Source organism: Butyrivibrio sp. INlla16 (genome assembly GCF_900104155.1).
Classification (GTDB): Bacteria; Bacillota; Clostridia; order Lachnospirales; family Lachnospiraceae; genus Butyrivibrio.
In genome coordinates this window covers 19291-34791 of sequence record NZ_FMYB01000025.1, presented here as the reverse complement: position 1 = coordinate 34791, position 15501 = coordinate 19291, and the positions used below count along the sequence as shown (strand labels likewise).

Sequence of the window (15501 nt, the reverse complement as noted above, 5' to 3'; positions counted from 1 at the left end):
ATTATTTGAAAAATAATGCCCTTATTAATACAATATGACCCTCGTATACCAGAAAAATGACACTCGTGTATATGTGGATAACTCTGTGGAAATTGGGGATATTCCGAAAATGGTATTTTCAAAAGTAGCATAAAATGGGATTCCGAGGTGGTTTACGATATTGGGCCAAAGATAATCGAAATATCAACATGATACTAACATAGTCAATAAAACTATGTAAACCAATTTAAGTACATGACATAAATGTCACATACAAAATATACTCATATTTTTATTTCCAAATTATGCTTCATAATGGGACTTTATTTGACAAAAAGCTAGTGTTTGCAATATCATAGAACAATATATGCTGATATAGATAAAGAGGATATTTTTATGAGAAAAGAATTGGCAAAGACCTATGATCCCAAGGGAATTGAGGATCGACTTTACAAGAAATGGGAAGATAACAAGTATTTTCATGCTGAGGTGGATGAGACGAAGAAACCCTTCACTATTGTAATCCCGCCTCCGAATATCACCGGTAAGCTCCACATGGGACATGCCCTTGATAACACAATGCAGGATATACTTATCCGTTATAAGAGAATGCAGGGCTACAATGCACTTTGGCAGCCCGGCACAGACCATGCTTCCATTGCTACGGAGGTTAAGATCATTGACACTCTTAAGGCAGAGGGCATCGACAAGAGAGACCTCGGACGTGAGAAGTTCCTTGAGAGAGCATGGGAGTGGAAAAAGGAGTACGGCGGAACCATTATTCAGCAGCTTAAAAAGCTCGGTTCTTCCTGCGACTGGGACAGAGAGCGTTTTACAATGGACGAGGGCTGTAACGAAGCTGTTACAGAGGTCTTTTGCAAAATGCATGAGAAAGGCTACATATATAAAGGAAGCCGTATCGTAAACTGGTGCCCTGTATGTAAGACTTCTATTTCAGATGCAGAGGTTGAGTACGAGGAGCAGGCAGGTCATTTATGGCATATCAAGTATCCTGTAATTGATGAGGACGGAACAGTAAGCAAGACCGAGTTCATCGAGTTCGCTACAACACGTCCCGAGACAATGCTTGGAGATACTGCTGTAGCAGTAAACCCTGACGATGACAGATACAAGAGCTTCAAGGGTAAGAAGGTTCTTCTTCCTATTGTAAACAGAGAACTTCCTATTGTAGAGGACTCTTATGTAGATATGGAATTCGGTACCGGCGTAGTTAAGATCACACCCGGTCACGACCCTAACGACTTCGAGGTAGGTAAGCGCCACAATCTCGAGGAGATAAACATACTTAACGATGACGCCACAATCAATGCCAACGGTGGCAAGTTCGAGGGTATGGACAGATATGCTGCAAGAGATGCCATCGTAAAGGAACTCGATGAGATGGGGCTTCTTGTAGAAATCGAGGACTACTCTCACAACGTAGGTACACATGACAGATGCCACACCACTGTTGAGCCTATGATCAAGGCTCAGTGGTTCGTTAAGATGAACGAGCTTATAAAGCCCGCAGTTAAGGCGGTTAAGGAAGGCGAGATTAAGCTTATCCCGCCGAGAATGGATAAGACCTATTTCAACTGGACTGACAATATCCGTGACTGGTGTATTTCCAGACAGCTTTGGTGGGGGCACAGAATTCCTGCATATTACTGCGACAAGTGCGGAGAGGTAGTTGTATCAAAAGAGGCACCCACAATTTGCCCTAAGTGCGGACATGATCATTTGACTCAGGATCCCGATACACTTGATACATGGTTCTCATCAGCACTTTGGCCGTTTGAGACACTTGGATGGCCTCATGATACTAAGGAACTCAAGTACTTCTTCCCTACAGACGTACTTGTAACAGGTTATGACATTATTTTCTTCTGGGTTATCAGAATGATATTCTCCAGTTATGAAAACATGGGAACATATCCTTTCCACACAGTTCTTTTCCATGGCCTTGTAAGGGATTCTCAGGGTAGAAAGATGAGTAAATCCCTCGGCAACGGAATTGATCCGCTTGATATTATCGATAACTACGGTGCAGATGCGCTCAGACTTACACTCATCACAGGTAACGCACCCGGTAATGATATGCGTTTCTACAACGAGCGTGTTGAGAACAGCCGTAATTTCGCCAACAAGGTATGGAATGCATCACGTTTCATCATGATGAACATGGGCGAGGATGAAAAGAGTGCAATCAACAAGCCCGCACCTGAGGGACTTGAGCCTGTAGATCACTGGATCCTTTCCAGACTTAACAATACAATCCGTGAAGTTACCGAGAACATGGATAAGTACGAGCTTGGAATCGCTGTTCAGAAGGTTTACGATTTCATCTGGGATGAATTCTGCGACTGGTACATTGAGATGGTTAAGCCCCGTCTCTACAATTCGGATGATAAGAAGTCTCACGAGGCAGTTCTCTGGACTCTTCAGACAGTACTTATTGACGGACTTAAGCTCCTTCATCCGTTTATGCCTTTCGTAACAGAGGAAATCTTCTGCACACTTCAGGACGAAGAGGAGTCAATCATGATCTCCAAGTGGCCTGAGTACAAGGAAGAGTGGAACTATGCCGCTGACGAGAAGTCTATTGAGACTATCAAGGAAGCAGTAAGAGGAATCCGTAACATCCGTACACAGATGAACGTTGCTCCTTCAAGAAAAGCCATGGTTTACGTAGTATCCGAAAAGGAAGAGGTTCTTGATATCTTCCGTACGGGTAAGCTTTTCTTCGAGACACTTGCAAGCGCTTCCGAGTCAGTATGCCAGAACGATAAGGCAGGCATTGCCGAGGATGCTGTATCGGTGGTTCTTGCTGAAGCTACAATATATATGCCGTTCTCAGATCTTGTAGACATCTCTGCGGAAATCGAGAGACTTGAGAAGGAAAAGAAGCGCCTCGAGGGCGAGCTTAAGAGATCACAGAACATGCTCTCAAACGAGAAGTTCCTTTCTAAGGCTCCCGCTGAGAAGATTGAGGAAGAAAAAGAGAAGCAGAAGAAATACGAGCAGACATTCGCACAGGTTGAAGAGAGACTGGCTCAGCTGAAAAAGTGATGATAATACTATGATGGAAGAGTTGAAAAGTAGCATCAATGAGCTGCTTACGCGTCTTGATGCAGGGGAAAGGCTCGGATTCTACGAATGCGACCGCTTTGTAGATCAGATACCGGCCTTCACGGAGAAACACTCTGTGGAGGAGACAAGGAAATTCCTGGAATTTATAGGAAGCCCTGACCGGAAAATGCACATAATCCATGTTGCCGGTACCAACGGCAAAGGATCTGTGTGCAATTATCTGTCGGAGATTTTGAGACAGGCGGGTTTCTCTGTAGGAATGTTTACATCACCGCATCTGGTAAAGGTAACGGAGCGGTTTTGTATAAACGGCAAACCCATAGAGGATTCGATTTTCTGCGAGATATTCGGAGACCTTCTTAGAAAAATAAAAGAATATAATTACGATGACGATTTTCCGTCATATTTCGAGTTTCTGTTTTTTATGGCGATGCTTCTATATGAAAAGTATCCGGTGGATTATCTTGTTCTTGAGACCGGCCTTGGAGGAAGACTTGATGCCACAAACAGTATTCACCAGCCTGTACTTGACGTGATCACAGAGATAGGCATGGATCACATGCAGTACCTTGGCAATACCATTTCAAGGATTGCCGGGGAGAAGGCGGGAATTATACGCAGCAATACTCCGCTTGTTTTCTGTAACAGGCGTGATGAGAGTACTGAGGTTATTGAAAAGCGTGCAGAGGAATTATCTGCCAAGGTTTACAAGGTAGAGCCTGATTATGTGAAGGATATTAAAACCGCACCGGATGATGCGGGTAATATTTGCATTGATTTTTCTTATGAATCTCAGTATGATAAATATTGCGGTCTGCGCTTGCAGACTGTTGCAAAATTCCAGACAGAAAATGCCGCTATTGCGATAATGTGTGCAAGAGCCCTTAGAGATATCGGTGTTAACATTGCCGATGAAGACATCAGCTATGGCTTGAAAAGGGCCAAATGGGGAGGAAGAATGGAACTTATACTTCCGGGGTTTTATGTTGATGGTGCACATAATGTCGATGGTATGGAGGCTTTCCTTGAATGCGCGGGAGAAGTACCCTGTGAGAAGAAGAGAACGCTGCTGTTTGGAGCTGTTGCCGACAAACAATACCATCTTATGATAAGGCAGATACTGGAGAGCGGAATTTTTGATGCGGTCTGTGTTTCAGTGCTTGAAACCGGCAGATCCGTTTCCGAATCACAGCTTCGTGCCGCTTTTGAATCTGAGATGCGAAATGCGAATATTGAACGCGATATTCGGTTTTCCTATTATACAAGTGTAAGGGATGCTCTTATGGACATCATAACCGAGCGCGGAGCCGGAGATGTGGTATTTGCAGCCGGATCGCTTTATCTTGTCGGTCAGGTGAGGGAGACACTGGGTATTTTACCCGGACACTGATGTATATTTGTTTTTCTTATGAGATTGTTTCTTTGGGAGCTTTACAATGATCAATTTTGAGAATGAACTTAAGAAGTTTCGTCCCAGCCTCGAGATAGAGGATGCAGAAGAGATTATATATAATCAGGATCTGGACGACATGGCCGACGTGCTGGTTGGCCTGTTAAAGGATGCGAAGGCTGAGGAGATGAGCCGTCAGACACGTATCCACTGATACTCTGCATACAATAGGGAGTGACTTCATATTATGAAATGCTATCAATGTGGGGCGGAGCTCACTGAGCACGATTTCTGCCCGAACTGTGGTGCAGCTGTAAAGGTTTACAAAAGGATCATGTCGCTTTCCAACCGCTATTATAACGATGGTTTGGAGAGAGCGGAGATTCGTGATCTTTCGGGAGCCATTGAATCGCTGCATCAGAGTCTTAAATTTAATAAAAGTAATATTCAGGCCAGAAACCTTTTGGGACTGGTCTATTATGAGTGTGGTGAAGTTGTTGCTGCTCTGAGCGAATGGGTTATAAGTAAAAACCTTAAGCCGGAGGACAACGCAGCGGACGATTACATGGATCTTGTTAGAAATGATCCGTCCAGATTGGAGACTTTCAACCAGACTATTAAAAAGTTCAATATTGCACTTAATCACTGTCATCAGGACAGACTCGACATGGCTATAATCCAGCTTAAAAAGGTTTTGTCGATGAATCCCGGATTTATCAGAGCACACCTTTTACTTGCTCTTTTATATCTGAACAATGGCAATTATGCCAAGGCCAAGACTGAAGCTCAAAAGAGCCTGAAGCTTGATACGGGCAATGTTATGGCAGCCAGATATCTTAAGGAAGCCGAGGCAATGCTGGATCCTCAGGAAGCCAAGTCGGGAGAGGAAAAAGCAAAGGTTAAGGGTGATGTTATCCGTTATCAGAGCGGTAACGAAACCATAATCCAGCCTGTTCGCACCAATGTATTTACAAGGAGCGGATCAATCTGGGGAATAGTGCTAGGCGTTGTTCTTGGTATGGCGGCGGCATATTATCTGATATTACCTGCCAGAATTCAGTCCATGAACGCGAGCTTCAGAGAGCAGATTTCTGCTATAAGCGAGGAATCCGATTCCAAATCAGCCAAGATGGGTGAATACGAACAGCAGATTGCGTCCCTGAGTAGTGAGCTGGAGGGATTGCAAAACGAGGTGAATTCTTATAAAGAGACCGAGACAACCGGCTCTGCACCTAATGACCTGATGGCTGCGGTATCAGCATATCTTTCAAATCCGGAAGATATGGATACTATTGAGACTCAGATGCAGGGAGTTGATCTTAACAACATGGAAGGAGCACCTTCCGCGCAGTTTACAGCGCTCTACAATTCCTTTATGGTTCTTGTGGGTAGTGAACTTTCAAAGAGAAGTTACAATACAGGATACGAGGCATACAGAAATGGTGACTTTGAAACAGCCATCAGCCTGTTATCCAAGGCATTCCAGTATGATAACACCAATGTCGATGCACTCTATAATTTGGGAAATGCCTACTATGAAAGCGGCGATACTGACAATGCAAAGGTCGTATACGACCAGGTTGTGAATGATTTCTCGGATACACGTAGCGCAAGCTCCGCCGAGACCAAGTTAGCAGAGATTAATAATGCTTCAGATTAACCCTAATATTATTAATTTTTCGGATTTATCTTTTATATTTAGATTTCTTCCGATTTTTCTACTTGCATATTATGTATTACCGGCAAGGCTGCGTCCACTGATTCTACTGGTGGGCAGTCTTGCATTTTATGCAATTGGAGACCCCATGAGCATGGTGGTCTTTGCAGCTGCAATCGTGGTAAACATCTTATTCTCATATAAATGTCATAATAAAAGTAAGTTATTTCTTTTCCTCATTATCGCGTCTGATGTAATACTTCTTCTTGCTTTCAAGTTCCTTGTAAGCTATGGGAATATACAGACGCTTCCGCTCGGAATCAGCTTCTTTACATTCAAAATGGTCAGCTATCAGGCAGATCTGTATAAGCGAAAAATACGTGAATGTCCCGGGATTATTGCGGTAGCAGCATATTTTGCAATGTTTCCGCAGGTTATGTCCGGACCTATCATGAGATATTCCGATTTTGAAATAAATAATATTTTATCGGGTACAGAAGATGAATTTATGGCTTTTAAATTCAGAAAACGTCTGCATCTTGATAAGATTGAAGAGGGACTTATGTTCTTCACACTTGGCTTTGCCATGAAAGCTCTTCTGGCGGATTATCTCGCAATGATGTGGAACGAGATAGGAACGATCGGGTATGAGAGTATTTCAACGCCCCTAGCCTGGGTAGGAGTTGTATGTTACTCCATGAATCTTTACTTTGATTTCTGGGGATATTCGCTTATGGCTGCCGGAATTGGTGTGATGCTGGGATTTCCGTTTGTGCGAAATTTCGACCATCCATATTCGTCAAAAGGCGTAGGCGAATTTTACAGAAGATGGCATATGACACTTGGCTCATGGTTCAGGGATTATATCTACTTCCCTATGGGTGGCAGCAAAAAGGGTAAGTTTTTAACAATAAGAAACCTCTTTGTTGTGTGGCTTCTCACAGGACTCTGGCATGGTGTTACAGTTAACTTCCTGGTATGGGCAGGGCTGCTCTTGATAATGATCATATTCGAGAAGTTTGTCTGGACTTTTAATAAAAAGCTTCTCTCAGTGATCGGCAGAGTCCATGTACTAATAATGGTGCCGATAACCTGGGTTATATTTGCCCTTCCTGTTAAGGAGGACCTGTTTAATTATCTGGGAAGAATGATTCCTGTTTCCGGAAGCGGAATTGCGGTAAATCCCGGAGACCTCGTAAAACTCATGTCGATGTACTGGCCGTTTTTCGTGGGAGGTTTCATATTCCTTATTCCGGCTGTTTACGATTATTTTGAAAAACACAGAAAAGACTTACACATAAAGGTAGTAATGCTTCTTCTGTTTTGGATATGTGCGGCTTTCGTATCAACAAAGGCCGGCAATCCGTTTTTGTATTTCTCATTTTAAGAGAAGAGCTACATTGGAGCATTTATGAAAAAATTTGGCAGGCACTTCCTGTCCGTAGGAATTCTTGTTGTGGCACTGTTTTTTACTGCGGATGCCGCACTTGGACAGAAGAGTGTGTATGATGAAACTGAATATAATGCTGCAGATGCACCGCTCCTTAGCTTCCCGCTTCGAAAAATAATGAACGGGGAGATGCCTTATCTTGTATCTCTAATTCAGGCAAAATTCTTTGGAATCCCGATGCCTTTGGATGATACAATAGATAACGGTGATGAGGAGGACTTTGCTTCCGGATTATCGGATGAGAATGCGGGGGCAGATGTGAATCCTGAAGAACAGGTGGCTGAAGCATCCGATGAAGCTGCGGCGCCGGAAGTTAGTGACGGTGATGCAGCAGTAAGTGACGGCGATGCAGCAGTAAGTGACGGCGATGCAGCAGTCAGTGATGGAGATGCAGCGGCTGTTAGCGACGGCGATGCTGCAGTAAGTGATGGCAATGCAGTACCCGCGGCTGCAGAAGACAACACAGTACCTCCGGAACCGCAGGAAGCTACTGCACCGGAACATGTAAACTATGTCGAGACAGCTGTTCCCGATTCCTATTTTGATGATGCACTTTTCATTGGTGATTCAAGAACCGTAGGACTGTCTGAATATTGTCCGGAGCTGGATGAGCGTGCAACCTTCTATGCTAAGGTATCACTGACTATCTACGGCTTTAACAAGAAGCCCTTCGTGACAGCCAGGGTCGTACCTCCTGAAGGATATGAGGGCTCCGAAGAAGACCTTCCCACTGAGAAGGTTACGGTGGAGGAAGCTCTTACAAGGAAGCAATTTGCCAAGATTTATATAATGCTCGGCTTAAACGAGCTCGGAAGTGGAACTGCTGAGAGTTTTGCTGCCGATTACGGCGCAGTTGTTTCAAGAATAAGAGAGCTTCAGCCTGACGCGATCATTTATATTCAGGGAATAATGCATGTAACTCACAAAAAGAGTGAAAGCGACAGAACTTTCAAAAACTCGACAATAAATGCGAGAAATGAGGCACTTTCCACGCTGGCTGACGGCGAGCATGTATTTTACATAGACATGAACAGTGCTACGGATGATGAGCACGGTGCGCTTGGACAAGATCTTTCATTTGATAACGTACATTTGAAAGCAAAATCTTACGCATTATGGTATGATTATTTGAAAAAACATGCTTATGTAAATGAGAATGATCTTCCGCAGATTCAGCAGGGACTTCAGCAGGAAAATCCGGAGCAGTAAGGAAGATAGATTATGGTAAGAGAAATGGTTTTTAAAATGGAACGCCCCGGGCTTTTGAAGGAGGGGGATGAGATTACCGTTACTGAGGGTGAACTTCCCAGTAATGTGTATTATACGATAGATCCTTCACTGGCCATGTCAGCTAATTATCCCTTCAGAGAGAGGATGAGCGAGCGCAAGGGAGTGGTTCTTAAGGTAGAGGAAAACGACCGCGGTTTCTATGTTACAGCTGCGTTCGATTCTGATAAACAATAAAAAATGCACTTTTTAACGGAGGAGAAAAGTATGGAATACGTATCAACAGACAAGGCACCGGCAGCAATCGGACCTTATTCACAGGCAATCAAGGCAGGGGATTTTCTTTATGCTTCAGGTCAGATCCCGATCAATCCCGCAACAGGCGGAATCGAGGGAAGTGACATCTCTGAGCAGGCTGACCTTGTGTGCAAAAATATTGGGGAAATCTTAAAGGCAGCAGACACCGATTTTAGTCATGTCGTAAAGACAACCTGCTTTCTTGCAGAGATGTCTGACTTTGCTGCTTTCAATGCTGTATATGAGAAATACTTCACCAGCAAACCCGCAAGAAGCTGCGTAGCAGTAAAGAAACTGCCCAAGGATGTCCTTTGCGAAGTAGAAATAATCGCATATTTAAAATAAAAGTTATATATTATGAGGCACTGCCAGCGGATTAAAGGGATGGAATGAAAATGACTGTACGCAGTAACATGACAGCGACAGTGATAGTAATGTTGGGGGCACTGCTTTTTGGCAGCGGATGTGGAAACATAGCGAGCCACAAGAATGTTGATCGTGGACTTGCATATATCGAGAGCCATGAGTATGAAGAGGCAGCTCAGTGCTTTGATGCTGCTGAGAAGGCAGGGGAAAACGCCAGAGTCTTGTACAGGGCTAAAGGACTTTTGGACAAGACCCTCGGAGAATATGATTCTGCTGCTGAAAACTTTTTGAAATCACTTGCAGCCACAAGCGGAATCCCCGGTGATATGGATTTTGACACCAATTACTATCTGGCTGACACTTATATAAAACAGGAAAAATATGATGAGGCCATTAAGGTATATGACGCTATCCTTGCGCTTAGAAAGAAGGACAAGGATGCTTATTACATGCGCGGAATGGCGAGACTTTACATGAGCGATCACGATGGAGCTACAGCCGATTTTAATAAGGCAATGACACTGTCACCTCGCAACTATGACCTCAGAATAATGATATACAAAGCTTTATCAGCTAACGGATTTGAGGAAGAGGGCAGAGAGATTCTTGAAGCCTGCCTCAATAACACTGACCCTAACATGACTAATTATGAAAAGGGACAGATATCCTATTATCTGGGCAATAATGCCGATGCACAGAGCTACCTCGAACTCGCAAGAAATGAGAGAGATGCCCAGAAAGCACCGGTGGTTTTGCTGCTTGGACAGACAGGAGAAAAGCAGGGAGACTACAACTATGCCATAAGCGTTTATAAAACATTTTTGGCAGAGGATCCAGATCACCCCGATATTTATAATCAGCTTGGACTGTGTCAGACATATGTTGGGGATTATGATAGTGCAGTGAATTCATTTGAAGCCGGTCTTGCACTTGGTAACAACGAATACAGCAGGGCGCTTCTTATGAATGAGATAACTGCCTACGAGTATGCCGGCAATTATGCTCAGGCAAAAACTTTAATGGAAAAATACAGGAAGGCGTATCCGGATGACAAGGATGCGGAGAGAGAGGAGATTTTCCTTTCGTCAAGGTAATTAGTATTGGGTAATAATAAATATAGAAATTTGGATAGCAGTTATTATATCAGGAGAAAACCCAAGAAGAAAAGAATACACACTCCTGTAATTATCGGTGTTGCGGCGACTCTGATATTGATAACTGTTATTTCTGTGATTTTTTTAGTGTTACATAAGGATAAAACGACAGAGGATGCTGCGGATTTATCTACTATTCAAGAGGAAATTCCGCAGGAGGAGGTAGCTCCTGAACAGCCACAGGAAGTAGCGCCGGAGACTGAGCCTGAACCCGAGCCTGATGTAGAGGTTAAAGAGCTCTCCCCGGAGGTTGCGAGCTTTGCACAGGGTTACACCGTCAATACCACGGATTCGACCGCTGATATAGTAAGCGAAGAAGTGATTAGTGAAAATGCGGTCCTTATAGATGTGGACAAGGCAGAGGTTATTGCGAAAAGAGCGGCCGATGTAAGGATATGTCCCGCATCCATGACCAAAATACTCACAATTCTGGTGGCTGCGGAGCACGTAGAGAATCTTGACGACACCTACACCATTACGAGGGACATAACGGATTACACTTTTTCCAATGAATGCAGTATTGTAGGCTTCGATGTGGATGAGACCGTTACCGTGAGAGACCTGATGTACGGCACGATTCTTCCGTCCGGTGCGGATGCAGGTCTTGCGCTTGCAAATTATGTTGCGGGTTCTCATGAAGCTTTTGTGGATATGATGAATGCAAAACTGGATGAGCTTGGTCTTTCAGGTTCAGCGCATTTCACCAACTGTGTCGGAATCTATGATGAGGATCATTACTGTACTCTTACGGATATGGCGATGATAATGAAGGCTGCTGTGGAAAATGACCTGGCGAGAGAAATCCTGTCAGCCCACAAGTACACAACTTCCGCAACTGAGCAGCATCCAGAGGGCATAACAATATCCAACTGGTTCCTCAGACGAATTGAGGATAAAGATACGGGCGGCAACGTAATGTGTGCGAAAACCGGCTTCGTTAATCAGTCCGGCTGCTGCGCAGCAAGCTATACTGTTTCAAACAGCGGTGGTCACTACATATGCGTATCCGCCAACGCCTGGAGCTCCTGGCGCTGCATCTACGACCAGGTGGAGATCTATACTAAATATATGAAATAAATAATACGCCCCGGAAGTTGTCATATCCCGGGGCGTATTATTTGGACTTAAGTTAAATCATCTATATTTCCATCGCCATCATTGTCGAAGCCGATATTCTGCATGTTGACGGTGCGGCGGCGAAGGCGGGCGCGCTCGGATTCCTGATTGATGAAATCTTTGATCTCGCGGCCGTGCTTGATATTCTTCATCACAATGGTCTTGTCGGTTACATCGGAGGTGAAGAGCGTGATGGTGGAAAGTCCTGCCAGGCGCTGGAAAAATGAACGCGATAATTCTACGTCAGTGATCTTGTACATGAAACAATCATCTTCCTTGATGCTCAGAAAACCTGAAATGATTGTCATCTCGTTGTTATAAACCTCATATCGTTTAAAAGGCCACGGGATACCGAAAAGAAGAAGCCTTCCGTACTCCTTGTACTGAAGTTCGCCTTTTGCTGTAAGTGAAGCCTCATTCTGTGCGGGATTAGATATCTTTGCCATTACATATCTCCTTGTCTTTAAGTTTTTATGCTTGAAAAAATAGTTGATGTAAACTTCATGGATATTTATACTTTTATTGATAGTATTTTATCACAAATACTATGCAATTTTGGAGGATTCATCTTATTTTTATTTCAAAATAAAACAATATGGAATATGACAGCGTTTGATTCAGAAAGGTGCAGGATGGAACGCTTTTTGTCGGAGGGAGCAAGTCATGCTGGTTAATCAGGGGGCTTATGATGCTATAAGCAAAATATATGAAACCTTTGCGGTTACTTCAAAAAGTAGATATGTCTACGTCTATGACATCGAAAACAACATGGCCAGGTGGTCCGAAAATGCGGTGAATTACTTCGGCCTGCCGGGTGAGTTTGTCTACAAAGCAGATCAGGTCTGGGAGGCCCATATTCATCCCGAGGACAGGGCCACCTACAGGGAGCATCTTCACACCGCCTTCGAGGGCAATCGCGTCAATCCAAGCTTTGAATATCGTGCCAGGAATAAGAGCGGCGAGTATGTCGCATGTTCGTGCAGGGGAGTAGTTATCAAGGATTATTCGGGAAAAGCCGCTTTTTATGCGTGTTCCCTTATGAATAAGGGTATTGTTGACAATACCGATCCTATCACCGGACTTTCCAATCATTACGAGATGTTCAACTACATGCACCGCCTGGAATTCGACGGCGTCAATTATATCCTGCTTCTTGTGAATGTGATTGATTTTGGCGATATAAACAGGCTGTACGGATATATGTTCGGTAACCGGATGCTGAAATCCATGGCTGATTATCTCCAGAAAGAGGCTGGGGAAAAAGCGCATATATACAGAGGTGACGGAACAATTCTCGGACTTTGCACAGTTCACATGACATTGGATGAGGTGAAGAACCTCTATCAGCAGATGCGCCAGCATGTAAGGCAGAACATGAAGGTTGGAACCACCAAGGTCTCCGCAGAGCTTGGCGGTGGGGTCATCGTTGTCGACGAGTCAGGGATAGATGTGCATGCTGTCTACACCAGTGCTAAATATGCACTTGCCCATTCCAAGACGGAGAAACACGGAAATCTTATCATTTTTCATAATAATGAGCTCGAGTACAACAAGAGTACGATAGAGCTTGTCGGAGCGGTGAGAGAGAGCGTTATCGACCACTGCAAGGGATTCTATCTGAATTATCAGCCGATCCTGGCCAAGAATGACGGTAAGCTTGCGGGAGCGGAGGTTCTGCTTCGCTGGAACAGACAGCCCTACGGGGATGTGGCACCAAGTGAATTTGTGCCGTGGCTTGAACAGGACAGCACTTTCTATAAGCTTGGAATATGGATCCTCGATAAAGCGATGAAGGACGGATTGGCGATTTTGAAGGACCATCCCGAGTTCTATCTGAGCATTAATCTTGCGTACGTGCAGCTGGAACGAAGTGAGTTTCGAACATCAATTGTGGAACTTCTTAAGGGCAACAGATATCCCGGAACAGCGCTGTGTATCGAGCTCTCCAACGTCACCAGCAATATCAATTTCGATTATCTGAAGAGCCAGGTAATCTTCCTTAAGTCCTGCGGCATAAGGATTGCTCTTGATGTGACCGATTTTTCCACGTTGGATCTGGCCACGAGGCTTCCTATCAACATAATAAAACTGGCGCCGGAGATCACTGAAAATATCAGCAAGAGTCCGCTTAGCCGCTACATGGCTGAGGCTATAACCGGTTTTGCCGCAAACATGAACATGAGCGTATGCGCCACCGGAGTCGGCGATGCTGACACGGAACTCAGGCTTTTCAAGTATCCCGTGGATCACTATCAGGGATACTACTATTCCAGACCGGTCAGCTTCGAAGAATTCAAAAAGCTGCAGGTATATAACACAAAATAACAAATATAAACTTCTTCTGATATTACAATAAACATTTTATAAAAACCGCTTTTCCAAAGGCAAAAAAAGCTATAATTACTATGTATAAGTGCTCGTGAAAGGTGGATACAAATGTAAAGAATGTTTACCTACATTAAGCCTGAGTTCATGATTCATGCATTTACTAAGCAGCGGGATACAACTTTGAAAGACCGCAGTATTTGTGTTGCCCGCTTAGGCGATCTGGCGGTAAACATGTCCCTTATCGATGAGAATTCCTTTGCGCTTTCACTTGAAAATGTGAAGGACGGAGCACAATATTCCGGCAGAGCTTTTAATATCAAAAAGTCCGCCGAGGAAGATATTGTGCCGATAGTTGAGGATCTTTTCCGAAAGATGCAGCTTCTTAACGATCAGGAGGTATTCAATAAGCGCGAGCATGTTTGGAAGATGTATGCGATGGACTGGCTTGAAAACCAGGGTATATCCTTCGATGATTACATCGACAGCAGAATGTCACATCTGACTAAGGATGAGGGATTCCACTGGAAGGGGCTGGAGGAATATTTATCCAGCGATTATCTCAATGTTGTGGATACTATGCGAATCATTGAAAAGTATTCACAGTCAGAGGAAGAGAAAAAGGAATACATCGATTTTGTTGCCAGGGATATTGTCGAGCTTCGAAGGCACTATTCACTTGCGGCGATGCAGGAAAAGTTCGACGAACACAATGCGAGATTTGCGAACAGAAAAATGTTCGCTTTCGGAATAGAAGTAGAGGCCGATTCGAGAGATGAAGCCAGGGAGAAACTTAAGAAGATAATAGGAGAGGAAAAGGAGACGTTTGTTATAAGAGGATAATTGTTACGGATTGTTCTAATGGGGTAAGTGCTATGAAGAAATTAGTTAGAAATCTTGGAGCGCTGATGTTTGCTTTCGTTCTCGCGATCACGCTGGTGTCCATACCGGCGAAGGCAGCGACTACAAAGCAGTCGAATACGTCTATCAAGGAAAATCAGATGAATATCACAGTCGGGACTGACGAGGAAGGTAATACTACCGTAACCTACGGCAAGTACACTTTTACCCGCAAGTACAACGGCTGGTACATCCCCGCAGCTTATATCTACAGCGGCAGCGATCTTGCCAACTTCCTTGATAAGGCTGTAAGACGCACGAGGAGAACCAGCGTAAGATGTGACGGATTTCTTTTCATAAAGGTATCCGGAGGCTGGTACAGGCATGAGCTTCACATAAATGACGGAAGGACGCTGGCCACTATTTTTAATAAGGCCGCAGGAATCACAAGCACCTACGATCCAAATAATCTGAACTCAGATGATGCAAACAGTACAAACGGCACAAATGGTACAAACAATAATACAAGTACCAATAATGGCAGAAACTGAGTATATATTGAAAACAGGACATTAAGTGTTGTGAACAAGACTTGTTTATAGTAGTATAG

14 protein-coding genes are annotated in these 15501 nt (G+C 44.0%); 13 read left to right on the top strand and 1 reads right to left on the bottom strand.

Features of this window, described 5'->3' with window-relative positions; genetic code table 11:
• Positions 1–375: 375 nt before the first annotated feature.
• Genes BLR42_RS12540 through BLR42_RS12500 form a run of 10 tightly spaced genes read left to right on the top strand, consistent with a single transcriptional unit; the run spans position 376 to position 11687 of the window.
• Positions 376–3048 carry a valine--tRNA ligase gene (locus BLR42_RS12540; RefSeq protein WP_091869630.1) on the top strand — a complete coding sequence of 891 codons (2673 nt, stop codon included), beginning with the start codon at positions 376–378 and terminating at the stop codon, positions 3046–3048.
• Between the two features lie 10 nt (positions 3049–3058).
• Positions 3059–4459 carry a bifunctional folylpolyglutamate synthase/dihydrofolate synthase gene (locus BLR42_RS12535; protein WP_091869626.1) on the top strand — a complete coding sequence of 467 codons (1401 nt, stop codon included), beginning with the start codon at positions 3059–3061 and terminating at the stop codon, positions 4457–4459.
• A gap of 46 nt (positions 4460–4505) precedes the next feature.
• Positions 4506–4673: a hypothetical protein gene (locus BLR42_RS22770; protein WP_022762489.1), complete on the top strand. Its 168-nt coding sequence runs from the start codon at positions 4506–4508 to the stop codon at positions 4671–4673.
• 33 nt (positions 4674–4706) lie between these two features.
• A complete protein-coding gene (locus BLR42_RS12530) occupies positions 4707–6119 on the top strand; it encodes a tetratricopeptide repeat protein (protein WP_091869623.1) in 1413 nt (470 codons plus the stop codon).
• Positions 6106–7503: an MBOAT family O-acyltransferase gene (locus BLR42_RS12525; RefSeq protein WP_091869620.1), complete on the top strand. Its 1398-nt coding sequence runs from the start codon at positions 6106–6108 to the stop codon at positions 7501–7503. Before BLR42_RS12530 ends, BLR42_RS12525 begins: the two co-directional genes overlap by 14 nt.
• A gap of 24 nt (positions 7504–7527) precedes the next feature.
• On the top strand, positions 7528–8775 hold the full coding sequence (locus tag BLR42_RS12520) for a GDSL-type esterase/lipase family protein (protein WP_091869617.1): 1248 nt from the start codon (positions 7528–7530) through the stop codon (positions 8773–8775).
• A 12-nt stretch (positions 8776–8787) separates the two neighbouring features.
• Positions 8788–9030: a hypothetical protein gene (locus tag BLR42_RS12515; protein ID WP_022762485.1), complete on the top strand. Its 243-nt coding sequence runs from the start codon at positions 8788–8790 to the stop codon at positions 9028–9030.
• 30 nt (positions 9031–9060) lie between these two features.
• On the top strand, positions 9061–9435 hold the full coding sequence (locus tag BLR42_RS12510; protein WP_022762484.1) for a RidA family protein: 375 nt from the start codon (positions 9061–9063) through the stop codon (positions 9433–9435).
• A gap of 50 nt (positions 9436–9485) precedes the next feature.
• A complete protein-coding gene (locus BLR42_RS12505; protein ID WP_022762483.1) occupies positions 9486–10550 on the top strand; it encodes a tetratricopeptide repeat protein in 1065 nt (354 codons plus the stop codon).
• A gap of 6 nt (positions 10551–10556) precedes the next feature.
• Positions 10557–11687, top strand: coding sequence for a D-alanyl-D-alanine carboxypeptidase family protein (locus BLR42_RS12500; RefSeq protein WP_091869610.1), 1131 nt, complete (start codon positions 10557–10559; stop codon positions 11685–11687).
• A gap of 47 nt (positions 11688–11734) precedes the next feature.
• Here BLR42_RS12500 and BLR42_RS12495 read toward each other — a convergent pair whose 3' ends face one another.
• Positions 11735–12172 (bottom strand): PH domain-containing protein, encoded by a 438-nt coding sequence (locus tag BLR42_RS12495; RefSeq protein ID WP_026499541.1) that lies wholly within the window; start codon positions 12170–12172, stop codon positions 11735–11737.
• A gap of 217 nt (positions 12173–12389) precedes the next feature.
• On the opposite strand from BLR42_RS12495, the gene BLR42_RS12490 reads away from it, so the two are divergent.
• The 3 genes from BLR42_RS12490 (at position 12390) to BLR42_RS12480 (ending at position 15442) form a co-directional block, all read left to right on the top strand.
• Positions 12390–14051 (top strand): sensor domain-containing phosphodiesterase, encoded by a 1662-nt coding sequence (locus tag BLR42_RS12490; protein ID WP_091869608.1) that lies wholly within the window; start codon positions 12390–12392, stop codon positions 14049–14051.
• Positions 14052–14171: 120 nt separating this feature from the next.
• The gene (locus tag BLR42_RS12485) at positions 14172–14894 is read left to right on the top strand and encodes a hypothetical protein (protein ID WP_091869604.1); all 723 of its coding nucleotides are present in this window, start codon (positions 14172–14174) and stop codon (positions 14892–14894) included.
• Between the two features lie 32 nt (positions 14895–14926).
• Positions 14927–15442: a hypothetical protein gene (locus BLR42_RS12480; protein ID WP_091869601.1), complete on the top strand. Its 516-nt coding sequence runs from the start codon at positions 14927–14929 to the stop codon at positions 15440–15442.
• Positions 15443–15501 lie beyond the last annotated feature (59 nt).